At 73.1% G+C, this 21,138-nt stretch carries 22 protein-coding genes; 14 read left to right on the top strand and 8 right to left on the bottom strand.

The window, feature by feature from the left end:
* Positions 1-25: 25 nt before the first annotated feature.
* Both ABD352_RS08445 and ABD352_RS08440 read left to right on the top strand, forming a co-directional pair.
* The gene (locus ABD352_RS08445; RefSeq protein ID WP_344611673.1) at positions 26-520 is read left to right on the top strand and encodes a pyridoxamine 5'-phosphate oxidase family protein; all 495 of its coding nucleotides are present in this window, start codon (positions 26-28) and stop codon (positions 518-520) included.
* Positions 521-555: 35 nt separating this feature from the next.
* On the top strand, positions 556-1,431 hold the full coding sequence (locus ABD352_RS08440) for a TIGR03560 family F420-dependent LLM class oxidoreductase (RefSeq protein WP_344611672.1): 876 nt from the start codon (positions 556-558) through the stop codon (positions 1,429-1,431).
* Positions 1,432-1,599: 168 nt separating this feature from the next.
* Here the strand turns inward: ABD352_RS08440 and ABD352_RS08435 are convergent, their stop codons facing one another.
* Positions 1,600-2,451: an SAM-dependent methyltransferase gene (locus ABD352_RS08435; protein WP_344611671.1), complete on the bottom strand. Its 852-nt coding sequence runs from the start codon at positions 2,449-2,451 to the stop codon at positions 1,600-1,602.
* Positions 2,452-2,524: 73 nt separating this feature from the next.
* Between ABD352_RS08435 and ABD352_RS08430 the strand changes: the two genes are divergently transcribed.
* The 4 genes from ABD352_RS08430 to ABD352_RS08415 all read left to right on the top strand — a co-directional run bounded on the left by ABD352_RS08430 (position 2,525) and on the right by ABD352_RS08415 (position 9,101).
* Positions 2,525-3,553, top strand: a complete 1,029-nt coding sequence (locus ABD352_RS08430) for a LacI family DNA-binding transcriptional regulator (protein ID WP_344611670.1) — start codon at positions 2,525-2,527, stop codon at positions 3,551-3,553.
* A gap of 334 nt (positions 3,554-3,887) precedes the next feature.
* Positions 3,888-6,080, top strand: coding sequence for a ricin-type beta-trefoil lectin domain protein (locus tag ABD352_RS08425; RefSeq protein ID WP_344611669.1), 2,193 nt, complete (start codon positions 3,888-3,890; stop codon positions 6,078-6,080).
* A gap of 14 nt (positions 6,081-6,094) precedes the next feature.
* Complete coding sequence (locus tag ABD352_RS08420; RefSeq protein ID WP_344611668.1) at positions 6,095-8,287, top strand: carbohydrate-binding protein; 2,193 nt, start codon at positions 6,095-6,097, stop codon at positions 8,285-8,287.
* A 142-nt stretch (positions 8,288-8,429) separates the two neighbouring features.
* The gene (locus ABD352_RS08415; RefSeq protein WP_344611667.1) at positions 8,430-9,101 is read left to right on the top strand and encodes a hypothetical protein; all 672 of its coding nucleotides are present in this window, start codon (positions 8,430-8,432) and stop codon (positions 9,099-9,101) included.
* Position 9,102: 1 nt separating this feature from the next.
* Here the strand turns inward: ABD352_RS08415 and ABD352_RS08410 are convergent, their stop codons facing one another.
* The 4 genes from ABD352_RS08410 to ABD352_RS08395 all read right to left on the bottom strand — a co-directional run bounded on the left by ABD352_RS08410 (position 9,103) and on the right by ABD352_RS08395 (position 12,893).
* Positions 9,103-10,098, bottom strand: coding sequence for an amidohydrolase family protein (locus ABD352_RS08410; protein WP_344611666.1), 996 nt, complete (start codon positions 10,096-10,098; stop codon positions 9,103-9,105).
* Positions 10,099-10,166: 68 nt separating this feature from the next.
* Positions 10,167-11,120 carry a VOC family protein gene (locus tag ABD352_RS08405; RefSeq protein ID WP_344611665.1) on the bottom strand — a complete coding sequence of 318 codons (954 nt, stop codon included), beginning with the start codon at positions 11,118-11,120 and terminating at the stop codon, positions 10,167-10,169.
* A gap of 14 nt (positions 11,121-11,134) precedes the next feature.
* Positions 11,135-12,202: a 4-oxalomesaconate tautomerase gene (locus tag ABD352_RS08400; RefSeq protein WP_344611664.1), complete on the bottom strand. Its 1,068-nt coding sequence runs from the start codon at positions 12,200-12,202 to the stop codon at positions 11,135-11,137.
* Positions 12,195-12,893 (bottom strand): 4-carboxy-4-hydroxy-2-oxoadipate aldolase/oxaloacetate decarboxylase, encoded by a 699-nt coding sequence (locus ABD352_RS08395; protein WP_344611663.1) that lies wholly within the window; start codon positions 12,891-12,893, stop codon positions 12,195-12,197. The genes ABD352_RS08400 and ABD352_RS08395 overlap by 8 nt, the downstream gene beginning before the upstream one ends.
* A gap of 137 nt (positions 12,894-13,030) precedes the next feature.
* Between ABD352_RS08395 and ABD352_RS08390 the strand changes: the two genes are divergently transcribed.
* The 3 genes from ABD352_RS08390 (at position 13,031) to ABD352_RS08380 (ending at position 14,587) form a co-directional block, all read left to right on the top strand.
* Positions 13,031-13,420: a hypothetical protein gene (locus tag ABD352_RS08390; protein ID WP_344611662.1), complete on the top strand. Its 390-nt coding sequence runs from the start codon at positions 13,031-13,033 to the stop codon at positions 13,418-13,420.
* Positions 13,421-13,483: 63 nt separating this feature from the next.
* The gene (locus ABD352_RS08385) at positions 13,484-13,987 is read left to right on the top strand and encodes a flavin reductase family protein (RefSeq protein WP_344611661.1); all 504 of its coding nucleotides are present in this window, start codon (positions 13,484-13,486) and stop codon (positions 13,985-13,987) included.
* Positions 13,988-14,068: 81 nt separating this feature from the next.
* A complete protein-coding gene (locus ABD352_RS08380) occupies positions 14,069-14,587 on the top strand; it encodes a TrmH family RNA methyltransferase (RefSeq protein ID WP_344611660.1) in 519 nt (172 codons plus the stop codon).
* Here ABD352_RS08380 and ABD352_RS08375 read toward each other — a convergent pair.
* Genes ABD352_RS08375 through ABD352_RS08365 form a run of 3 tightly spaced genes read right to left on the bottom strand, consistent with a single transcriptional unit; the run spans position 14,563 to position 17,425 of the window.
* A complete protein-coding gene (locus ABD352_RS08375) occupies positions 14,563-15,411 on the bottom strand; it encodes an ABC transporter ATP-binding protein (protein WP_344611659.1) in 849 nt (282 codons plus the stop codon). The two genes, ABD352_RS08380 and ABD352_RS08375, sit on opposite strands and share 25 nt — an antisense overlap.
* The gene (locus ABD352_RS08370; protein WP_344611658.1) at positions 15,408-16,409 is read right to left on the bottom strand and encodes a FecCD family ABC transporter permease; all 1,002 of its coding nucleotides are present in this window, start codon (positions 16,407-16,409) and stop codon (positions 15,408-15,410) included. Before ABD352_RS08370 ends, ABD352_RS08375 begins: the two co-directional genes overlap by 4 nt.
* On the bottom strand, positions 16,406-17,425 hold the full coding sequence (locus tag ABD352_RS08365; protein WP_344611657.1) for a FecCD family ABC transporter permease: 1,020 nt from the start codon (positions 17,423-17,425) through the stop codon (positions 16,406-16,408). The genes ABD352_RS08370 and ABD352_RS08365 overlap by 4 nt, the downstream gene beginning before the upstream one ends.
* A 118-nt stretch (positions 17,426-17,543) precedes the next feature.
* On the opposite strand from ABD352_RS08365, the gene ABD352_RS08360 reads away from it, so the two are divergent.
* Genes ABD352_RS08360 through ABD352_RS08340 form a run of 5 tightly spaced genes read left to right on the top strand, consistent with a single transcriptional unit; the run spans position 17,544 to position 21,077 of the window.
* Positions 17,544-18,572: an iron-siderophore ABC transporter substrate-binding protein gene (locus ABD352_RS08360; RefSeq protein ID WP_344611656.1), complete on the top strand. Its 1,029-nt coding sequence runs from the start codon at positions 17,544-17,546 to the stop codon at positions 18,570-18,572.
* Positions 18,573-19,163 carry a GNAT family N-acetyltransferase gene (locus ABD352_RS08355; RefSeq protein WP_344611655.1) on the top strand — a complete coding sequence of 197 codons (591 nt, stop codon included), beginning with the start codon at positions 18,573-18,575 and terminating at the stop codon, positions 19,161-19,163. It begins immediately after the preceding gene.
* A complete protein-coding gene (locus ABD352_RS08350) occupies positions 19,160-19,393 on the top strand; it encodes a phosphopantetheine-binding protein (protein WP_344611654.1) in 234 nt (77 codons plus the stop codon). The genes ABD352_RS08355 and ABD352_RS08350 overlap by 4 nt, the downstream gene beginning before the upstream one ends.
* On the top strand, positions 19,390-20,868 hold the full coding sequence (locus ABD352_RS08345) for a tryptophan 7-halogenase (protein ID WP_344611653.1): 1,479 nt from the start codon (positions 19,390-19,392) through the stop codon (positions 20,866-20,868). Before ABD352_RS08350 ends, ABD352_RS08345 begins: the two co-directional genes overlap by 4 nt.
* Positions 20,865-21,077 carry an MbtH family protein gene (locus ABD352_RS08340; protein ID WP_344611652.1) on the top strand — a complete coding sequence of 71 codons (213 nt, stop codon included), beginning with the start codon at positions 20,865-20,867 and terminating at the stop codon, positions 21,075-21,077. The genes ABD352_RS08345 and ABD352_RS08340 overlap by 4 nt, the downstream gene beginning before the upstream one ends.
* Positions 21,078-21,138: the final 61 nt, after the last annotated feature.

The following is a 21,138-nucleotide window of genomic DNA, read 5'->3' as shown; positions in this document are numbered from 1 at the left end:
GACCTTCGACGCGCAGGAGGAGACCGTGCCGGATGCCGTACTGGACCAACGGTACAGCGACCCCGAGGCCGTGGCGGTTTCGTGGGAGGTGGTGCGGGAGCGGCTGGCCCGGGCCGGGGTGTACTGGCTGACGACGGTCCGGCCGGAGGCGCGGCCGCACGTCACGCCGCTCATCGCGGTCTGGCTCGACGACGCGATGCTGTTCACCACCGGCGCACAGGAGCGCAAGGCCCGCAACCTCGCCGGGAACCCGGCGGTGGCGCTGACCACCGGGACCGACGCCCTCGACCGGGGGCTGGACGTGGTCGTGGAGGGTGAGGCGCAGCTGCTGCGGGACGACGCGACGCTGCGGCGCGCGGCGGCGGCGTGGGAGGCCAAGTACGGCGAGGCGTGGCGGTTCGAGGTGCGCGACGGCGCGTTCCACCACGCCGGCGGGGTCGCGGACGTGTACCGTGTCGCGCCGCGGGTCGTGTTCGCCTTCGGCAAGGACCCGTACTCACAGAACCGCTACACCTTCTGAGAACGCCCTCGCCTTCGCGCTGTATAGAGGTATTCATGCGACTTTCGATCTGGCCCGGTGCCCTGCAGCGGTACGACGAGATCCTCGAGGTGGCCCGGCACGCCGAGGCGACCGGGTGGGACGGCGTGTACGTGGCCGACCACTTCATGCCCGACGCCGGGCCGGGGCGCGACCCCCACGCGCCGACCCTGGAGTGCGGCACGCTGGTCGCCGCGCTCGGCGCCGCCGTGCCGCGGCTCGGGCTCGGGACACTCGTCTACGGCAACACGTACCGGCACCCGGCCGTGCTGGCCAACATGGCGGCCACCGCCGACCACGTGACCGGCGGCCGGTTCACCCTCGGCGTCGGCGCGGGCTGGCAGGTCAACGAGCACGAGCAGTACGGCATCGAGCTGCCCCCGGTGAAGCAGCGCCTGGACCGCTTCGTCGAGGCCCTCGAGGTCCTGCACGGGCTGCTGCGCCGGCCCAGGACCACCTTCGCCGGCGAGTACTACACGCTCACCGACGCGGTCTGCGAGCCCAAGCCGCTGCAGGAGGAGCTGCCGATCCTCATCGGCGGCGGGGGAGAGCGGCGGATGCTCGGCATCGTCGCGAAGTACGCCGACGTCTGGAACACCTGGGGCCGGCCCGACGTCATCGCCCACAAGTCCGGCGTCCTCGACGGCTTCTGCGCCGAGCAGGGGCGCGACCCGCGGGCGATCCGGCGCACCGCCCAGGCCCTCGTCGTGGTCGACGGCCCGGTGCCGGACGCGCCGATGCCGGTCATCGGCGGGTCGCCCGAGCGGCTGCGCGACACCGTCGAGGAGTACCGCGGCATCGGCCTCGACGAGCTCATCGTCCCCGACCGCCTGCTCGGCAAGGGCGCCGACCGGCTCAAGGCCATGGACACGATCCGCTCGCTGGTCGAGTAGGCCGCCCCCGTAAGCCGCGGCCCGGGTTCGCCGCGCACTGCCGCGAGCGCGTGCTCGACGCCGAGCTGCGGGAGCTGGAGCCGCGCCCGCCGCACCGGGAGCGGGTCCGGGCGGCGAGCCCGGCTTCATCGTCTGCGGCGTCTCCTGAGCGCGGCGGGCGCCGCCGTGCTACCGCGCGCGGCGGAACTCCAGGAACCGGTACTGCAGCAGGCCGCCCAGCAGGCACCACTGCAGCGCGTCGCCGCCGGAGAGCATCCGCCAGTACTCGCCGCGCGGGCGCAGGGGGCGGCCGGCGGTGACCAGCGCGGCGATGAACCGGTCGCGGGGGCGGCGCAGCTCCAGGTGCGGGGTCAGGTCCGTGTCGCGGGCGAGGTCGAGGCCGGCCCCGGCCGCGGCGGCGCGGACCTGCTCGACGGTCAGCAGCGAGCCGACCCGCCAGCCGTCGCGGAACTCGGCCAGGCGCCGGGCCTGGCGCGGCGGCAGGTCCGGCGCGGCCGCGGCCGGCGTGCGGAAGTCGTCGCAGACGAGGAGGCGGCCGCCGGGGCGCAGCACGCGGGCGGCCTCGCGGAAGTAGCCGCCGGCGTCGGGGCTGTGCAGGAACGCCTCGATCGAGAAGGCTACGTCGGCGCGGCCGTGCAGGTCCGCGGGCACGTCCAGGAAGTTGCCCTCGCGGCAGCGGACCCGGCCGGCCAGGCCCGCGCGGGCCAGCAGGCGGGTGGCGCCCTCGGCCTGGCGGGGGCTGATGGTCAGGCCCTCGCCGCGGATCGGGGCGCGGCCGGCGAGGTACATGAGGCTGGCGCCGAGGCCGCAGCCGAGGTCGACGACGGCCGGCTCGGCGACGTCGTCGGGCAGCGCGGCGAGGATGAGCTCGTCGACGTGGTGGAACGCCTCGGGGCGGGTCGTCACGCCCGGGGCCCAGACCGCGCGGTGGATCGACGCCCCGCCCTGGCCCAGCCGGTCGAAGGCGGCGGTGTTGCGGTCGTAGTAGCGCCGGACGGCCTCGGCGTGCGCAGCGGTCACACCCGTACTAACTGCCAATACGGCCGAACGGTTCAATGCGGCGGGCGGGTTACCCTGGTGGGCGATGAAACAAATGGGTGAAACAGCTGAGGACCAACGCGTCACGGTCCGGGACGTGGCCGCCCAGACCGGCCTGTCGATCGCGACCGTGTCGCGGGTGCTCAACGGGCGGGCCAACGTGGCCCCGGAGACTCGCGACAAGGTCCTGCAGGCGATGGGCGGGCTCGGGCGGCGGGCGCCCCGGCGGCGCGGGGCCGGCGTGCCCAAGGCCGACAACGGGGTGTACGTGCGCTGCCCCTACCTGCTGACCGACTACTTCGGCCTGATCGTCTCGGCGATCACCGAGGCGCTCGACGTGCACGGCATGCACGCCGTGGTCGACGCCGGCGAGTCGGCCTGGAACCGCACCGGGGTGCTGCCGACGCTCATGGCCTGGCCGCAGGTGACCGGGGCGATCCTGATCCTGCCGCCGGAGCCGGAGGAGGAGCTGGAGCGGCTGCGCGACCAGGGCTTCCCGTTCGTGGTGGTCGACCCGCGCACCGCACCGCCGCGCAACATCGCCGCGGTGTCGGCGGCCAACTTCGCCGGGGCCCGGCGGCTGATGACCCACCTCGTCGAGCTCGGCCACCGCCGGGTCGGGGTGCTCGGCGGTCCGCTGGACTGGACCGCGATGAGCGACCGCCTGGCCGGGTACACCGCGCCGCTGGTCGGCGTGGGCGTGTACCCGGCGCCGGAGCTGCTGCGGACCGTGAACGACCCGACCGTGGAGGCCGGCCGGGCGGCGGCGGCCGAGCTCCTCGACCTCGCCGACCGGCCCACCGCGCTGGTCGCCTTCAACGACAAGATGGCGGTCGGCGCGCTGCAGGCGGCGGCCGAGCGGGGGCTGCGGGTGCCGGGGGACCTGTCGGTGGCCGGCTTCGACGACATCGACGTCAGCCGGGCCACGCACCCGCAGCTGACCACCGTGCGGCAGCCGCTGGGGGAGATGGGGCGGATGGCGGTGAGCCTGCTCGGCCGGATGCTCACCGGTCACGAGCTGGACGCCCTGCACGTCGAGCTGGCCACGGAGCTCGTGATCCGGGGCTCGACGGGTCCGGCGTAAACCCACGCCACGGAGCTCGTGATTCGGGGCTCGACGGGTCCGGCGTAAACCCACGCCACGGAGCTCGTGATTCGGGGCTCGACGGGTCCGGCGTAAACCCACGCTTCGCCGCGGCTTCGGACATTCCTCCTGACAGGGTATAAGTCCGATAAGTCGCGGCGCGAAGCGCCCGACTTATCGCCTTCAAGCCGTTTCGTGCCCACCGTTGACGCGTGTTTCATAAACTCTTTCGTCGAAACTCGAAAATAGTTACAGCGATGCGTTGACATGCGCACCGCGGGCCGTGTTTCGTTGCTGGTACCCCCACCCTCCGCCAAAGGGACAAAGGACACCCATGCCAGCTACCGGACGAGTCCGGCGCTCGGCGCTGCTCACGATCGCGGTGACCGCCGCCTCCGTGGGCGTCGTCGGAGTCTTCGCCGTGACCAGTGCCTCAGCCGCCAGCAGCGGACAGATCACCAGCTCCGCCAACAACAAGTGCCTCGACGTCACCAACGGCTCCACCGCCGACGGCAACCAGCCGCAGATGTGGACCTGCTACGCGGGCAGCCAGAACCAGACCTGGACCCTCGCCGACAACGGCTCGGTGCAGGCCCTCGGCAAGTGCCTCGACGTGGCCAACGGGGCCACCACCGACGGGGCCGTCGTGCACATGTGGACCTGCTACGACACGGTGACCAGCCAGAAGTGGACGCTCAACGCGAGCCACGACCTGGTCAACACCAAGTCCGGCAAGTGCCTCGACATCAAGGACAACAACCTCGCCGACGGGGCCAAGCTGCAGCTCTGGTCCTGCGCCGGCACCGCCAACCAGAAGTGGAACTTCAGCGGCGCGACCAGCCAGCCGACGGCCACCGCGACCGGGGTGCCGAACAACCCCAACAACCCCGACCTCGGCCCGAACGTGACGGTCTTCGACCCGTCGATGTCCCAGGCCACCATCCAGAACAAGCTCAACTCGGTCTTCAACGGGCAGGTGAGCAACCAGTTCGGCAGCCAGCGGTACGCGCTGCTGTTCAAGCCCGGGACGTACAACGTCGACGCCAACGTCGGCTTCTACACCCAGGTCGCCGGGCTCGGGCTCACCCCGGACGCCGTCGTCATCAACGGCGCGGTGCACGCCGAGGCCGACTGGTGGCCGGACGGCTCGCAGAACGCGACCCAGAACTTCTGGCGCTCGGCCGAGAACCTGTCCGTCACCCCGACCGGCGGGCTGGACCGCTGGGCGGTGTCGCAGGCGGCCCCGTACCGGCGCATGCACGTGCGCGGCAACCTGGCGCTGTCCGACGGCGGCTGGTCCTCCGGCGGCTTCATCGCCGACAGCAAGATCGACGGGCAGATCCAGTCCGGCACGCAGCAGCAGTGGCTCACCCGCAACTCGGCGATGGGCAGCTGGACCGGCTCGAACTGGAACCAGGTCTTCGTCGGCGACACCGGCGCGCCGGGCAACAGCTTCCCCTCCCCGCCGTACACCACCGTCGGTACTTCGCCGGTGATCCGGGAGAAGCCGTTCCTGTACGTCGACTCGGCCGGCGCCTACCAGGTCTTCGTCCCGGCCCTGCGCACCAACTCCTCCGGCACCAGCTGGTCGAGCGGCTCGGCGGCCGGCACCAGCCTGCCGATCAGCCAGTTCGCGGTCATCAAGCCCGGCGACACCGCGGCCACCATGAACGCGGCCCTGTCCGCCGGCAAGAACCTGCTCATCACGCCGGGCGTCTACCACCTCAACCAGACGCTCAACGTCACCCGCGCCGACACCATCGTGCTCGGCCTCGGCCTGGCCACGCTGGTGCCGGACGGCGGCATCACCGCGCTGACGACCGCCGACGTGGACGGCATCAAGCTCGCCGGCCTGCTCTTCGACGCCGGCACGACCAACTCCGCGGTGCTCGCCGAGATCGGCCCGTCGGGCTCCTCCGCCAGCCACGCCGGCAACCCGACCACGCTGTCCGACGTGTTCTTCCGCATCGGCGGGGCCGGCGTCGGCAAGGCCACCGTGAGCCTGCGCATCAACAGCAACGACGTCATCGGCGACCACTCGTGGATCTGGCGGGCCGACCACGGGTCCGGCGTCGGCTGGACCTCGAACACCGCCCAGAACGGCCTGGTCGTCAACGGCAACAACGTGACCTTCTACGGGCTGTTCGTCGAGCACTTCCAGCAGTACCAGACCATCTGGAACGGCAACAACGGCCGCACGTACTTCTACCAGAACGAGATGCCCTACGACCCGCCGAACCAGGCCTCCTTCATGAACGGCTCCACCCAGGGCTGGGCCGCCTACAAGGTCGCCGACTCGGTCACCACGCACGAGGCCTGGGGCCTGGGCAGCTACTGCTACTTCAACGTCAACTCCTCGGTCGTCGACGCGCACGCCTTCGAGGTGCCGGTGAAGTCCGGGGTCAAGTTCCACGACATGGTCACCGTCTCGCTCGGCGGCGTCGGGACCATCTCGCACGTCATCAACAACACGGGCGCGGCCGTGAACAGCGGTCACCAGGTCGAGTACCTGGTCAGCGGCCCGTGACCGGGGGAGGGAACATGCGACGCATCATGACCATCGCATCGACCGCGGCACTGTCCCTTGTGGTTGGTGCGGCGCCCGCGACCGCGGCGCCGGAGCACCATCGAGGGGAGGTCGTGACCGGCACCTACTCGACCGGCGCGGCGGCGGCCTGGAAGCCGCTGCCGACGGTCCGGGTCGGTGACAACGCGGCCGCCGCGGCCGACGTCACCGTGGTCGTCGACCCGAGCCAGGCCCGGCAGCAGTACGCCGGAATCGGCTTCTCGCTCGACGAGACCAGCGTGTCGAACCTGTGGAAGCTGACCCCGCAGCAGCGCGAGGACGCCGTCCGGCTCCTCGTCGACCCGCGGACCGGGGCCGGGCTGAGCCGCTTCCGGCTCACCATCGGCAGCCCCGACCTCATCGAGCACCTGCCCTTCTGGTCCGAGGACGACCTGCCGGCCGGCGTGGCCGACGACTTCGGCCTGAAGTACTTCTCCATCCAGCGCGACGTCGACCTGCACATCGTCGACACCATCAAGCTGATCCAGAAGTACAACCCGAAGGCCACGTTCTTCGCCTCCGCCTGGAGCGCGCCGGCGTGGATGAAGACCAACAACAAGTTCCTCGGCGAGGTCGCCCTGAAGCCGGGTAGCAGCTCCGACTACTACCAGGCCGGCAAGCTGCGCGACGACTGCATCGACGTCTTCGCCCGCTACTACGCCAAGTTCGTCGACGCCTACGCCCGCAAGGGCATCCACGTCGACGCGCTGACCCTGCTCAACGAGCCCGGCATGGACGTGGTCTACCCGGCCATGGACATCAGCGTCGAGCAGCAGCAGAAGCTGGCCGTGGCGATGCAGAAGTACCTGCCCCGCGACGTCGACGTCTACGTCCACGACTTCAACTTCTGGGATTGGAAGGACCCCAACAGCACCGCGACGAAGAACTACTACCGCATCATGAACGACCCGGCGGCCCGCAAGGCGGCCGACGCCATCGCCTTCCACCCCTACTGGGGCGACCCGACGGTGATGCGCGACGCCTACGAGACGTACGGCAAGCCGGTGCACATGACCGAGACCAGCGACCTGTCGCCGGCCACGATCCTGAGCTACTTCCGGCTCGACGCGTCCTCCTACGTCATGTGGGCGCAGACCACCGACCAGGACGGCGGCACGCTGCACTGGACGCCGCTGCGGGACAACAACGTCGACTGGAACCAGGTCGCCGCCACCACCAAGTGGCCCGACCGCCTCGTGAAGGTCGACACCAACGCCCGCACGTTCACGGTGCGCGACGAGCTCTACACCATGGGGCAGTTCGCGAAGTACCTCACGCCGCGCCACACCCGGGTCGAGTCCAGCGCCACCGCGGGAGGCGTCGGCAACGTCGTCTACCGCGACGGCGACGACTTCGTGGCGGTCGTGGGCAACGCCAACGCAGCGCCCCGCACGGTCCGGGTCGTCCTCGCCGGGCGCCAGTTCGTGGAGACGATCCCGGCCGGGGCCTACGCGACGCTGCGCTGGCGGGCCGACGTGCCCAGCCCGCGGGGCAACCACGCGCCGGACCTCGCCGCGGTGCCGGACGTGACCGCCGACCAGTACACGACCACCACGTTCCAGCTCCGGGCGACCGACCGGGACCGCGACGCCCTGGCCTACTACGCCGTCGACCTGCCCGACGGGGTCACCGTCGACGCGGCCACCGGCAAGGTCAGCCTGCACCCGACCACGGCCGGCACCCTGGACCTCAAGTTCCGGGTGACCGACGGCGCGGCGAGCGCCGAGACGACCGTGCACGTGACGGTCCGCCCGCACGGCGCGCCGATCGGGGAGAAGGTCGAGGCCGAGGCCTACGTGGCCGAGCACGGCTGGACCGACGGCGGGGCGAACTTCGTCGAGAACAACCCGGCGGCCAGCGGCGGGAAGAACATCGGGTGGACGGCGGCGGGCAACTGGCTGCAGTACCGCCTCGACGTGGCCCAGGCCGGCACGTACGACCTGGAGCTGCGGGTGGCCAACGGCACCGGCGCGACCGCCGCGAACGCGGTCAGCCTGCGCGACGCGGCCGGCACGGTGCTGACCACGGTCTCGGTGCCGGACACCGGCGGCTGGGCGGCGTACCAGTCGGTGCACGCCACCGTCACGCTCCCGGCCGGCGACCAACTGGTCACCGTGTACTGCGAGACCGGCGGCTTCAACCTCGACTATTTCCGACTCACTGCCTGACGCTGCAGGGCGTCGCGCGGCCGGTCCCGGGCATGCTCCGGGACCGGCCGCGATCGTCCGATTCGACCGGAAAACGGGACATCCAACATCGGGTTCGTGCGCGTACCCTGGCACGTCGCGGAACACCCAGGGAGGAACGGGCGTGGATCTCAACGGTACGGGCGGCGATATGCTGCTCCTGGTCTACATCGTCGGCGGTCTCGCCACGGTGGGCAGCGCCCTGCTGCCGGGCAACTCGACCGGCTGGCGCGTCTTCGGCGTCATAGCCGGGCTCGGCATGGCAATCTGGGCCGGCTGGGTGCTGCTGTTCGGCGGCTGGATCATCATCAGCCTCAAGATCCTGATCATGCCGGTGCTGCTGATCATCCAGGGTGTTCGCGCGGCCATCAAGCGCAAGAACGACGCGCCGCAGCCGCAGTACCAGCCGGCGACAGCGGGCGGCCCGGCCTTCGCCCCGCAGCCCCAGGGCGGCTTCCCGGCGCCGCAGGCGGGCTACCCCGCTCCCCAGCCGCAGGGCGGGTTCCCGGCGCCCCAGCCCCAGGGCGGGTACCCGGCCCCGCAGCCGCAGCCCGGCTTCCCTGCGCCGCAGCCTGGGTTCCCCGCGCCGCAGGGCGGCTTCGCGCCGCAGCAGGCCGGTTACCCCGCGCCGCAGCAGCCGGGCTACCCGGCGCCGCAGCCCGGCTACCCGGCGCCGCAGCAGGGCGCGTTCCCGCCCGCGCCGCAGTCGCCGGCCCCCTACCCGCAGCAGCCGCAGCCCGGTTACCCGGCGCCGCAGCAGGGTGGGTACCCGCAGCCGCCGCAGCACCAGGGCTGAGTCAGGGCAGCCGGCGGTAGACCCGGCGGGCGTTGCGCTCGTAGACCTTCGCCCGGGCCTCGGCGCCCAGGCCCAGAGCGTCGACGTAGCGCCGGGTGTCGTCGAAGTGGTGGCCGGTCCGCGGGTCGATCCCGCGGACCGCGCCGACCATCTCGGAGCCGAAGAGGATGTTGTCCTCCGGCAGGACCGCGAAGAGCAGGTCGATGCCCGGCTGGTGGTAGACGCAGGTGTCGAAGAAGACGTTGCCCAGCAGCGCCTCCTCGATCGACGGGCGGCCCAGCATCCCGGCCAGCCCGCGGAAGCGGCCCCAGTGGAAGGGCACCGCGCCCCCGCCGTGCGGCAGGACCAGCCGCAGGCCGGGCAGGTCGCGGAACAGGTCGGCCTGCAGCAGCTGCATGAACGCCGTCGTGTCGGCGTTGAGGTAGTGCGAGCCCGTGGCGTGGAAGTTGCGGTTGGTGACCGCGGAGACGTGCACCATGGCCGGCGCGTCCAGCTCCGCCAGGGCCTCGTAGAGCGGGTACCAGGACCGGTCGGTCAGCGGGGCCGAGGTCCAGTGCCCGCCGCTCGGGTCGGGGTTGAGGTTGCAGCCGACGAAGCCCAGCTCCTCGACGCAGCGGCGCAGCTCCGCGACCGAGCGCTCGATCGGCACGCCGGGGGACTGGGGCAGCTGCCCGACCCCGGCGAAGCGGCCCGGGAAGAGCCCCGCCACCCGGGCGACCAGGTCGTTGCTCGCCCGCGCCCACTCCAGGCTGGTCCGCTCGTCGCCGGCGTGGTGGCCCATGGCCGAGGCCCGGGGCGAGAAGAGGGTCAGGTCGATGCCGCGCTCGTCCATGAGCCGCAGCTGGCTGCCCTCGATGCCGGCGCGGATCTCGTCGTCTGTGATCGCGGGGTACGGCGGCGGCGCCTCGCCCCGCTCATGCGCGGCCAGCTGCGCCCGGCGCCACTCGGCGTGGGCCGCGGGGGCGGTCGTGTAGTGGCCGTGACAGTCGATGATCACGTCAGGCCCCGGCGACCGGCGGCGTGCCGTGGGTGTGGAACGAGTGGCCGTGGCAGTCGATGATCACGTCAGGCCCCGGCGACCGGCGGCGTGCCGTGGGTGTGGAACGACGGGATCGTCCGCAGGCCCCACGCCTGGCCCTTCGCGCGCTCGGCCTCGGTCCAGTCGACCGTGCGCCAGTCGGGGGCGAGGACCAGCCGGGCGCCCGCGTTGCACAGTTCGACGCGGTTGCCGCCGGGTTCGTAGACGTACAGGAAGAAGGTCTGCTGAATCGCGTGCTTGTGCGGGCCCGTCTCGATGTGGACGCCCTGCTCGAGGGCGATGTCGGCGGCCCGCAGGATGTCCTCGCGGGAGTCGGTGGCGAAGGCGAGGTGGTGCAGGCGCCCGGGCGTGCCGGTGCGGTCGCGGGTGTACACCACGTCGTAGCCCTTGCTGGTGTAGGTGGTCCAGCTGCCGTCGACGCTCGCGTCGTCCAGCACGATCTGCTCGGTGACGAGGGCGCCGAGCGTGTCGCGGTGGAAGTCGCGGTTGGCCTCGACGTCGACGCCGAGGTAGTTGACGTGGTCCAGGCGGCGCACGCTCACCCCGTGGCCCGGGTAGGCGCCGGCCTGGTTCTTCAGGGCCGGCCGCAGGGCCTCCGGCGGCCGGTACCACTCGGTCTCGTAGTACAGCCCGAACTCGTGGCCGTCGGGGTCGGTGAAGGCGTAGGTGGGGCCGTAGCCGGGGTCGCCGTCGGTCCAGCCCAGGCCGCGGCCGGTCGCCTCCAGCGCGCCGACCAGCTTGCCGAGCGCCTCCGGGGTGGCCGCGCGCAGGCAGGTGCGCCCGACGCCCGAGGTGGCGTGCCGGGTCAGCTTGACGGTGGCCTGCTCGTAGTCGTCCCAGGCGCGCAGGAACACCGAGTCGCCGGCCTCGCCGTTGACGGACAGGCCGAGGTACCGCGTGAAGAAGTCGAGGCTGCGGTCGAACGCCGGCGTGCGGAGCTCGACGTGGGCGAGGTGGGCGACGTGGTGCAGGGGCGGCATGGGCGGTCTCCGGTTCACGCGCGGGGGTAGGCGACGCCGTCGAAGAGCTTGCGGGTGGTGCGGACCACGCCGCAGCGCACCACCCGGGGCGGGTCGGCGGCCGCGTCGAGCACGGCGTCGACCAGCAGGTGCCCGCTCGGGTGCTCGACGTCGACCCGGGAGCCGTCCGGCCAGCCGGCGGTGAGCTCGTGGCCGACGGCGCCCGGCAGCAGCAGGCCGGTGACGACGCTGACCGCGGCGAGCACGCCGATCGAGGTGTGCGGCTGGACGGGGATGAAGGAGCGGGTGGCCACCTGGCCGCCGTCGCGCGGCGGGGCGACGAGGACTGTCTTCGGTACCGATGCGCGGGAAACGTCGCCGAGGCCCATCAGCTCGCCGGCCGAGCGGCGCAGCGCGTCGACGCGGGCCAGCAGCGCGGCGTCGGCGGCCAGCACCTCTGGCGGTTCGGCCCCGGTCAGCCCGAAGTCGGCGGCCCGCGCGAGGACGACCGGCATGCCGTTGTCGACCAGCGTGACGGGCACCCCGTCGATCTCGTCCCGGACCCGCCGCGTGGGCAGCAGCTCGCCGGCGGCGGCGAAGGCGAGCACGACGGGCGCGGCGGTGCCCGGGACGCCGTCGATGGAGGTGCCGCCGCGGTACTCCACCCGCCCGCCCGGCGTCGGGAAGGTCGCGACGGCCACGCTGTCCGAGTTCACCATCCGGATGCGCACCGAGGTCTCCGCCGGGCCGGCCGGGACCAGCCCGCGCTCGACCGCGAAGGGCCCGACGCCGGCCAGGATGTTGCCGCAGTTCTGCCGGTCGCCTACGGTGGCCTCGCCGACGCCGAGCTGCAGGAACAGGTAGTCGACGTCGGCGCCGGGGTGCGCCGAGGGGCCGACGACGGCCACCTTGCTGGTCAGCGAGGTGGCCCCGCCGAGGCCGTCGATCTGGCGCGGATCGGGCGTGCCCATGAGCCGCAGCAGCAGCTCGTCGCGGGCGCGCGGGTCGGCGGGCAGGTCGGCGGGCTCGAAGTACAGGCCGCGGGAGGTGCCGCCGCGCAGCATCGTGCACCGCACGCCCGTGGCGTCGTAGCCCTCAGCCATGGTGGTCGTCGTACCGCACGTACTCGATGCCCAGCTCCCGCAGGCGCGGGCGCATCCCGTAGCGGTCCAGGCCCAGCTCCCCGGCGGCGAAGGCGGCCCGCGCGGCGTCCTCCCTGTCGGCCCGCTCCTGCGCGGCGGCCAGCGCCCGGCCGGTGTCGGCCCGCGGTACCACCAGGACGCCGTCGTCGTCGCCGAGCACCACGTCGCCGGGGTGCACCACCTGCCCGCCGAGCACCACCGGCAGGTTCACCGACCCGGCCGTGGCCTTCACCGTGCCCTGCGCGCTGATCGCCCGCGACCAGGCCGGGAAGCGCATCTCGCGCAGCGCCGCGACGTCGCGCACCCCGCTGGCGAGCACGACGCCGCGCACCCCGCGGGCCCGCAGCGACACCGCGAGCAGCTCGCCGAAGAGCCCGTCGGTGCTCGGCGCGGCGGTGGCGACCACGAGCACGTCGCCCGGCCGGCACTGCTCCACCGCCACGTGGATCATCAGGTTGTCGCCCGGCCAGCACAGCGCGGTGACGGCCGTGCCGCCAGCCCGCGCGCCGGGCCAGGCCGGGCGGAACTCGGGCCCGAGGTAGCCGGTCCGCCCGAGCGCCTCGTGGACGGTCGCCACCCCGAAGCCGCCCAGCCGCTCGGCCGCCGCGATGTCCGCCCGTGGCACCCCGGTCACGACGACGTTTCTCGCCATGCGCCTCAGCCTAGGGCCACCGTCATGATTGTCAACAATCGATCAGCAATGGGTGCTGGGCTTTCCGGCATACGGAAGCCGATTGTCAACAATAATGGCGCCCTGGTGCCGCCGCGGCGTGCGTTAGATTTGCCCGCGTGCTCCTGGCCCTGCTGCTCGACCTCGCGAACATCGCCGGCGGGTTCCTGCTCGCCATCGCCCTGCTGCGCCGGCTGCCCCGGGTCGGCGACGACCTCGGCCGGTTCGCCGACCGGGTGGCCCCCTTCGGCTGGATCGTGGGGATCGTGGCGCTCGCCGCCGGCGCGGCCTGGCTGCTCACCCACCTGCTGGCCGGGCCGCGCGTCTTCCACTTCGAGGTGGTCGGCATCGGCGTGGGCGTGGCGCTGCTCTGGGAGCGGCTGACCGGGCGTCAGCGGCCGGCCGACCCGGCGCCCGGCGAGGTGCCGGCAGGCGCGGCGCTGCTGCTGGCCGTGTTCGGCATCGTGGCGATCCTGGTCGGGCTCCAGGGGCTCGTCACACCCGGCTGACCTCCGGCAGGGCACTTGTCACACCGCATTGACCTTGACCTCAAGCAATGTTGAGGTTTTATCGTGAGTCCAGTGGTGGAACTGTTCAAGGCGGCCTTCCGCGGCTACCCGACCGGGGTCGCGGTCATTACCGTGTGCGGCCCGTCCGGCCCGGCGGGGCTGACCGCGTCGAGCGTGGCCTCGGTGTCGCTGGTCCCGCCCGCGCTGTCGTTCTCGGTGATGGACTCGCCGTCGGCCCGGCTGATCGCGTCGGCGGACCGGCTCGTGGTGCACCTGCTCGGCGCGGCGCACGCGGCCCTGGCGCAGGACTTCGCCCGGCCGGGCGGCCCGCGGTTCACCCCCGAGCAGGGGTGGCGGTACCTGCCGACCGGCGAGCCGGTGCTCGACAAGGCGGCCGCCGCGCTCGTCTGCGTGCCGCTGCAGCGGGTCGCGGTGGGCGCGTCGACGGTGGTGGTCGCCGAGGTGCTCGACGTGGCGATCGGCCCGTCGGACGGCCGCCTCGTGTACCACGAGCGCCAGTTCGTCGTCGACGCTGCGTCCCTCGACGGCGCGCCTTTGCACCAGTAGCCTGCCGGGCCGCCGCTCCCGCTATGATCGTGGGGACCATTCGTCGTCGATGGCTCGCGTGCGCCGCGAAGCACGCTCCACATGAGCACCGCGATCCGGGTTCGTACCCCGCGTGAGATCCGCTCGTCCCGTCGTCCCCGCCGGCACCGCTGCTTGGGGCACCTCATCGCCGCGCCGCTGTGGCCCATGCACGGCGCCAACCTCGGCACACTACTGCGGACCTGCGACGCGGTCGGGGCGTGCCTGGCCGCGCCGTCGTTTCCCTGGGTCGACGAGGCCCTCGCCCGGGGCAACACGCTGCGCCAGCCGGCCTGCGTGCACCGCGTCGGCAACCCGCTGCGCTGGCTGGCCGAGGAGCGGGCCGGCGGCGCCCGGGTCCTCGGGGTGGAACTGGCCGACGAGGCCATGCGCCTGGCCGACCTGCCCGCCGCCCGCCGCCGAACCGTGATGGTGCTCGGCCACGAGTCGACCGGCATCCCGCCCGAGGCCCTGGACCTCCTCGACGGCGCGGTCGAGATCCCCATGGTCGGCACCGGGCTGAGCCTGAACGTCGCCGTGGCCGGCTCCCTGGTCCTCTACAAGCTCGCCGGCCTGCTGTGACCCCTCTCCACCGCCGGGGGCGTGCTGGTCGTGCGGGGCAGCGGGACCACCAGGGGTGTGCCGGTCGCCGGGTCGGGGACCACCAGCGCGGCCAGGCCGAAGACCTCGGCCAGCAGCGGCGCGGTGAACACCTCGGCCGGCGGGCCCTGCGCGACGATCCGCCCGGTCCGCATCGCCACCACGTGGTCGGCGTAGCGGGCGGCCAGGTTGAGGTCGTGCAGCACCATCACGATGGTACGGCCCCGCTCCCGGTGCAGCCGGGCGACGAGGTCGAGCACGTCGATCTGGTGGCTCAGGTCGAGGTACGTGGTCGGCTCGTCGAGCAGCAGAATCTCCGTGCCCTGGGCCAGCGCCATGGACAGCCAGGCGCGCTGGCGCTGGCCGCCGGAGAGGGCCTCGACCGGACGGTCGGCCAGGTCGCGCATGTCGGTCCATTCGAGGGCCTCGGCGACCAGGCCGGCGTCGGCGGCGGACCACTGGCGGAACCAGTTCTGGTGCGGGTGGCGGCCGCGCATGACGAGGTCGGCGACGGTCAGGCCGTCGGGGGCGACCGGGCTCTGCGGCAGCATCCCGATGATGCGGGCCACGTCGCGGGTCGGCATGCGCTCGATGCGCCGGCCGTCGAGCAGGACCTCGCCGGCGCGCGGGCGCAGCAGCCGGCCCAACGCCCGCAGCAGGGTCGACTTGCCGCAGCCGTTCGGGCCGACGACGGCCGTGACCGCGCCGCCGGGCACGTCGAGGTCCAGCCCGTCGACCACGACGTCGTCGCCGTACCCGAGCCGCAGCCCGCGCGCCCGCAGCCGTACACCGTCCACAGTGGTCATGCCGTGTTCCTCCGGTTGTCGCGGACCAGCAGCCACAACAGGTATGGCGCGCCGGCGATGGCGGTGACCAGGCCGACCGGCAGCTCGCGGCCGGGCAGCACGGTGCGGGCGGCGAGGTCGGCCGCGGCGACCAGCAGCGCGCCGAGCGCGGCGGAGGCGAGCATCGGCGGCCGGGAGCCTCCGCACAGCCGAAGGGCGACCTGCGGTACCACGAAGGCGACGAACTCGATCGGGCCGGCCGCGGACACGGCCACGGCGGCCAGGGCCACGGCGACGAGGACCACCGCGAGGCGGGCCGCCTGCAGCCGCACGCCGAGCGAGCGGGCCACGTCGTCGTCGAACTGCAGCGCCCGCAGCGTGAAGGAGGTGGCCAGCGCCGCGGGCAGCAGCACGGCGAGGGCGATCGCCAGCGGGCCGACCTGCGCCCATCCGGCCCCGGCGACCGAGCCGTTGAGCCAGATGGTGGCCTTGGTCGCGTCCACGATGTCGGCCCGGACCAGGAACCAGGACACGCCGCTCTGCACGATCTCGCCGACGCCGAGGCCGACGAGCACCAGCCGGTAGCCGTCCACCCCGCGCCGCCACGCGAGCAGGTACACGCCGAGGGCGGCGAGCAGGCCGCCGCCGAGGGCGGCCAGCGGTACCCCCGCGGCGGCCGGACCGGCGAGCACGATCAGCGCCACGGCGCCGAGCGAGGCGCCGCTCGTCACCCCGAGCACGTCGGGGCTGGCGAGGGGGTTGCGGGCGACGGTCTGGGTGAGCGCGCCGGACACGGCGAGGGCCGCGCCGACGAGCAGGGCGGCGAGGATCCGCGGCAGCCGCAGGTCCATGATGATGAGCCGCTGTCCGGGCGTACCGCCACCCAGCAGCACGTCGACGACGGTGCCCGGCGGGATGGCGAAGCTGCCCCGCCCGATGGCGGCCACCGCCACCGCGAGGGCCGCCGCCAGCCCGGCGAGGCAGACCGTCGCGGTGCGCAGCGCGAGGACCCGGGTCACAGCCGGACCGCCCCTCGGCGGCGGCGGACCAGGGCGATGAAGAAGGGCGCGCCGACGACCGCGAGCACGATTCCGGTCTGCAGTTCGGCCGGGCGCACCACGACCCGGCCGGCCACGTCGGCCAGCAGCAGCACGGTCGCGCCGGCCAGCGCGGAGGCCGGCACCAGCCAGCGGTGGTCGGGGCCGGTGAGCGCCCGCGCGGCGTGCGGCACGACCAGCCCGAGGAACCCGATCGGGCCGCAGGCCGCGGTGGCCGCGCCGGTGAGCAGCACGATCGCCGCCACCCCGACCACCCGCGCGGCGAAGACCCGCTGCCCGAGCGCCCGGGCCACGTCCTCGCCCAGCCCGAGCGCGTTGAGCGCGGGCGCGTTGACCAGCGCCAGGATCAGCCCGGCGGCGATGAACGGGGCGACCTGCGCGGCCACGCCGGCGTCGCGGCCGGCCAGGGAGCCCACCACCCAGAACCGGTAGACGTTGAGGCTCGCGTCGTCGGACAGCAGCAATGACTGGGTGAACGCGGACAGCAGGGCGCTGATCGCCATGCCGGCCAGGGCGAGCGTGACCGGGGTCGGGCCGCCGCGCCGCCCGGAGGCGATGCCGAAGACGAGGACGCTGGCCAGCAGCGCGCCGGCGAAGGCGAACCAGATGTACCCCGTGAGCCCGCTCGCCCCGACCTGGATGCCGATGACGACCGCGAACGAGGCGCCGGCCGAGATGCCGAGCAGCCCCGGGTCGGCGAGCGGGTTGCGGGTGTGCCCCTGCATGAGCGCGCCGGCCGCGCCGAGCGCCAGCCCGGCCAGCAGCCCCAGGATCGTGCGGGGCAGGCGCAGGTCGCGCACGATCGCGGTGGCCTCCGCACCGGGGATCGGATCGACGACGGCCCGCCAGACCGCGGCGGGGGCGAGGTCCTGCGCGCCGACGGCGAGGCTCAGCACCACCGCCACGGCGACGGCCGAGCCCAGCCCGGCGAGGGCGGCTCCGCGCCGTACCGGTAACACCGTCCCTGGGGCGGTCATCGATCACCTCTATCGCTGAAAGTCGAAGAAAGGTTAGCCTTACCTCACACTTGCCCGCGATCGGGGTCCTCCGTTAACTTAGGTTAGCCTAACCTAACAACCGGAGTGTGAGCCCGACATGACCTTCTCCCTGCGCCCCGCCCGCCGGGCCCTGGCCGCCGGCCTCGCGCTCGTCGCGGGCGTCGCGTTGCTCGGCGCCTGCGGCGACGACGCGGCCGGCACCTCGGCCGACGCCGCCCCATCCGGCGCCGCGCCGGCCGCGGCCGGCTACCCCGTCACGCTGACCCACAAGCTGGGCACCGCGACCGTCCCGGCCGCGCCGAAGCGGATCGTCGCCCTCTCCGACGCCGACCTCGACGCGCTGCTGGTGCTCGGCGTCCAGCCGGTCGGCATCGCCGAGTCCTCCGGCGAGGACGGCGTCACCGCGTGGGCCAAGCCGCTGCTCACCGGCAAGCCGGCCGTGCTGTCCGCGGGCGACAACGGCTTCGACGTGGAGAAGATCGCGGCGCTGAACCCGGACCTGATCCTGGCCGGCGGCGACTACTACATCCAGGACGAGTACGCCAAGCTCAGCAAGCTCGCGCCGACCACCGCCTACGAGACCACCGGCGCCTTCGAGGACCCGTGGCAGACCACGCTGCGCCAGGTGGCCAAGGCCGTGGGCAAGAGCGCCGAGGCGGAGAAGATCGTCGCCGACGTCGAGGGCAAGGTGACCAAGGCCAAGAGCGACCACCCGGAGCTGGCCGGCAAGAAGTTCTCGCTCAGCCAGGTCTGGGAGGCCGGCTCGATCGGCGTGCTGCGCTCCGACAAGGACGCCGGCGTGAAGATGCTCAACGACTTCGGCATGGTGCTCGCCCCGAGCGTGGCCGCCCTGCAGGGCGAGGACTTCGCGGTCCAGCTGAGCCTCGAGAAGGTCGGCGTGATCGACGCCGACGTCACGCTCGTCTACTACGCCGAGGCCGGCCTCAAGCCCGCCCTGGAGGGCAACGCGCTGTTCAAGGGGCTCGGGTCGGTGAAGCGTGGCTCGTACGTGGCGCTGAGCGACGCGCAGTTCTCGTCGCTGCGCACGCCGACGCCGCTTTCGGTGCAGTACATCATCGGCAACGTCCTGCCGACGATCGCCACCGCCGCCAAGGCGGCCGGCTGAGTGTCCACGCGTGAGGTCACGGCCGGGCTCGCCGCGGCGGTGGTCGCGGCGGGGCCGCCGCCGGCCCCGGTGCTCGGTCCACCGTGGACGGTCCGGGGCCTGCGGCCGGCCGGCCCGGACCCGGCGCTGGTGAGCCGCTGGATGGGCGAGCCGCACGTGGTGCCGTTCTGGCAGGCGGCGTGGCCGGCCGAGCAGTGGGCGGGGGAGCTCGCCGGGCAGCTGGCCGGCGTGCACTCCCGGCCGTACCTCGTCTCCCACGACGGCGCGCCGCTGGCCTACGTGGAGGTCTACCGCACCCCGCGGGACGTGGTCGGCCGCTGCTACGCGGCGGACCCGTACGACCTCGGCGTGCACCTGGCCATCGGCGAACGCGAGCGGACCGGCAAGGGCCTCGGCCGGGCCATGGTCCGGGCGCTCGCCGAGGGCCTGTTCCGCGCCGACCCGCGCTGCCGCCGGGTCCTCGCCGACCCGGACGAGCGGCACGTCGTGGCCCGCCGGATGTTCGCCGCCGCCGGCTTCCGGCCCATCGGCATCCACGAACTCGGCCACAAGCGGGCCGAACTGCTGAGCTACGAGAAGGAAGGCCCATGACCGCACCCCTGAGCCGCGAGCGGATGCGCAGCGACGTCGCCGAGGCGCTGGGCGAGGAGCCGTCCGCGTTCGCCGACGACGACAACCTGATCGACCTCGGCCTCGACTCGATCCGGCTGATGAGCCTGGCGACCCGCTGGCGCTCGGCCGGCTTCGAGGCCGGCTACCTCGACCTGGCGCTGGAGCCGACGGTCGCCGCCTGGTGGAACCTGCTGGAGGAGAAGCGTTGAGTACAACGGAGAACGCCGACGTCGTCGTGGTCGGCGGCGGGCCGGGCGGGTCGACCGCCGCCACGCTGCTGGCCCGGCGCGGGCACCGGGTCGTGCTGCTGGAGAAGGAGACCTTTCCGCGGTACCAGATCGGTGAGTCCCTTCTACCGTCCACAGTGCACGGCATCGCCCGGATGCTCGGCGTCAGCGAGGAGCTCGAGCGCGCCGGGTTCACCGTCAAGCGCGGCGGCAGCTTCCGCTGGGGGACCAACCCCGTGCCGTGGAACTTCCTCTTCGCGGTCGCCCCGGAGCTGTCCGGCCCGACCTCGTACGCCTACCAGGTCGAGCGGATGAAGTTCGACGACATCCTGCTGCGCAACGCGGCCAGGCACGGCGTGGACGTGCGCCAGAACAGCGCGGTCACCGACGTCCTCGCCGACGAGGAGCGGGTCCGCGGCGTCCGCTACGCCGGCCCCGACGGCGTCGAGCGCGAGATCCACGCCCGCTTCGTCGTCGATGCCTCGGGCAACCGCAGCCGGATCCACCAGCACGTCAAGGGCGAGCGGGTGTACTCCGAGTTCTTCCGCAACATCGCGCTGTTCGGCTACTTCGAGGGGGGCAAGCGCCTGCCCGCCCCCGACTCGGGCAACATCCTCTGCGCCGCCTTCGACGAGGGCTGGATCTGGTACATCCCGCTGTCCGACACGCTGACCAGCGTCGGCGCGGTCATCAGCCGCGAGCACGCCGCCCGGCTGCAGGGCGACCAGGAACAGGCCCTGATGGGCTTCATCGACCGCTGCGCGATCGTCAAGGACTACCTGTCGGACGCCACGCGGGTCACCGACGGCGTCTACGGCGAACTGCGCACCCGCAAGGACTACTCGTACACCAACAGCACGTTCCACCGCCCCGGCATGGTGCTGGTCGGCGACGCCGCCTGCTTCATCGACCCGGTCTTCTCCACCGGCGTGCACCTGGCCACCTACGCCGGCCTGCTCGCCGCCCGCTCCATCAACACGGTGCTCGACGGTGCCCTGCCGCAGGAGCGGGTGTTCACCGAGTTCGAGGGCCGCTACCGCCGCGAGTACCGCGTCTTCTACGAGTTCCTCTCCGCGTTCTACGACATGCAGACCACGGAGGAGTCGTACTTCTGGAAGGCCCGCAAGGTCACGAACCTCCCCAGCACCGACCTGGAGGCCTTCGTGACGCTGGTCGGCGGCGTGCACTCCGGCGAGCAGGCGCTGACCGGCCTGGTCGCCTCGTCCGAGGCGCTGGCCGGGGCGGTCGAGCGCACCGGGGACATGCAGACCCCGTCCGGCGAGCGCATGCACCACCTCTTCGGCACGCCGGTCGTGCGCGAGGTCATGCAGGAGATGAACAACATCCAGGTCCGTGGCGTGCAGGGCGAGCAGGCCCGGGAGCTGCCGCTGCTGGAGGGCGGCCTCGTGCCGAGCGGCGACGGCCTGGGCTGGACCGAACCGGAGGCGACGCGATGAGCACCAATCCCTTCGAGGACCCCGAGGGCCGGTACTACGTGCTGGTCAACGACGAGAACCAGCACTCGCTGTGGCCCACCTTCGCCGACGTGCCCGCCGGCTGGCGGATCGTCTTCGGCGAGGACGCCCGCGACGCCTGCCTCGACTACGTCGAACGGCACTGGACCGACATGCGGCCCGCCAGCCTCATCGCCGAGATGAGTGCCTGACCGCCGACCGGTCCCCGCCCGCCGCGCCATTCCGGTGCGCGGGCCCTGCCCTGCGCTGAGG

This window comes from Dactylosporangium salmoneum (assembly GCF_039532525.1).
Taxonomy (GTDB): domain Bacteria; phylum Actinomycetota; class Actinomycetes; order Mycobacteriales; family Micromonosporaceae; genus Dactylosporangium; species Dactylosporangium salmoneum.
The sequence above is the reverse complement of the archived record's forward strand: the minus strand, read 5'-3'. Positions and strand labels throughout refer to the sequence as shown.

Coding starts and splice junctions, on each gene's coding strand:
- ABD352_RS08440 (WP_344611672.1), top strand. CDS start 556: ATGCGACTTTCGATCTGGCCCGGTGCCCTGCAGCGGTACGACGAGATC.
- ABD352_RS08430 (WP_344611670.1), top strand. CDS start 2,525: ATGGGTGAAACAGCTGAGGACCAACGCGTCACGGTCCGGGACGTGGCC.
- ABD352_RS08425 (WP_344611669.1), top strand. CDS start 3,888: ATGCCAGCTACCGGACGAGTCCGGCGCTCGGCGCTGCTCACGATCGCG.
- ABD352_RS08420 (WP_344611668.1), top strand. CDS start 6,095: ATGCGACGCATCATGACCATCGCATCGACCGCGGCACTGTCCCTTGTG.
- ABD352_RS08405 (WP_344611665.1), bottom strand. CDS start 11,120: ATGCCGCCCCTGCACCACGTCGCCCACCTCGCCCACGTCGAGCTCCGC.
- ABD352_RS08400 (WP_344611664.1), bottom strand. CDS start 12,202: ATGGCTGAGGGCTACGACGCCACGGGCGTGCGGTGCACGATGCTGCGC.
- ABD352_RS08395 (WP_344611663.1), bottom strand. CDS start 12,893: ATGGCGAGAAACGTCGTCGTGACCGGGGTGCCACGGGCGGACATCGCG.
- ABD352_RS08380 (WP_344611660.1), top strand. CDS start 14,069: ATGAGCACCGCGATCCGGGTTCGTACCCCGCGTGAGATCCGCTCGTCC.
- ABD352_RS08375 (WP_344611659.1), bottom strand. CDS start 15,411: ATGACCACTGTGGACGGTGTACGGCTGCGGGCGCGCGGGCTGCGGCTC.
- ABD352_RS08365 (WP_344611657.1), bottom strand. CDS start 17,425: ATGACCGCCCCAGGGACGGTGTTACCGGTACGGCGCGGAGCCGCCCTC.
- ABD352_RS08360 (WP_344611656.1), top strand. CDS start 17,544: ATGACCTTCTCCCTGCGCCCCGCCCGCCGGGCCCTGGCCGCCGGCCTC.
- ABD352_RS08350 (WP_344611654.1), top strand. CDS start 19,160: ATGACCGCACCCCTGAGCCGCGAGCGGATGCGCAGCGACGTCGCCGAG.
- ABD352_RS08340 (WP_344611652.1), top strand. CDS start 20,865: ATGAGCACCAATCCCTTCGAGGACCCCGAGGGCCGGTACTACGTGCTG.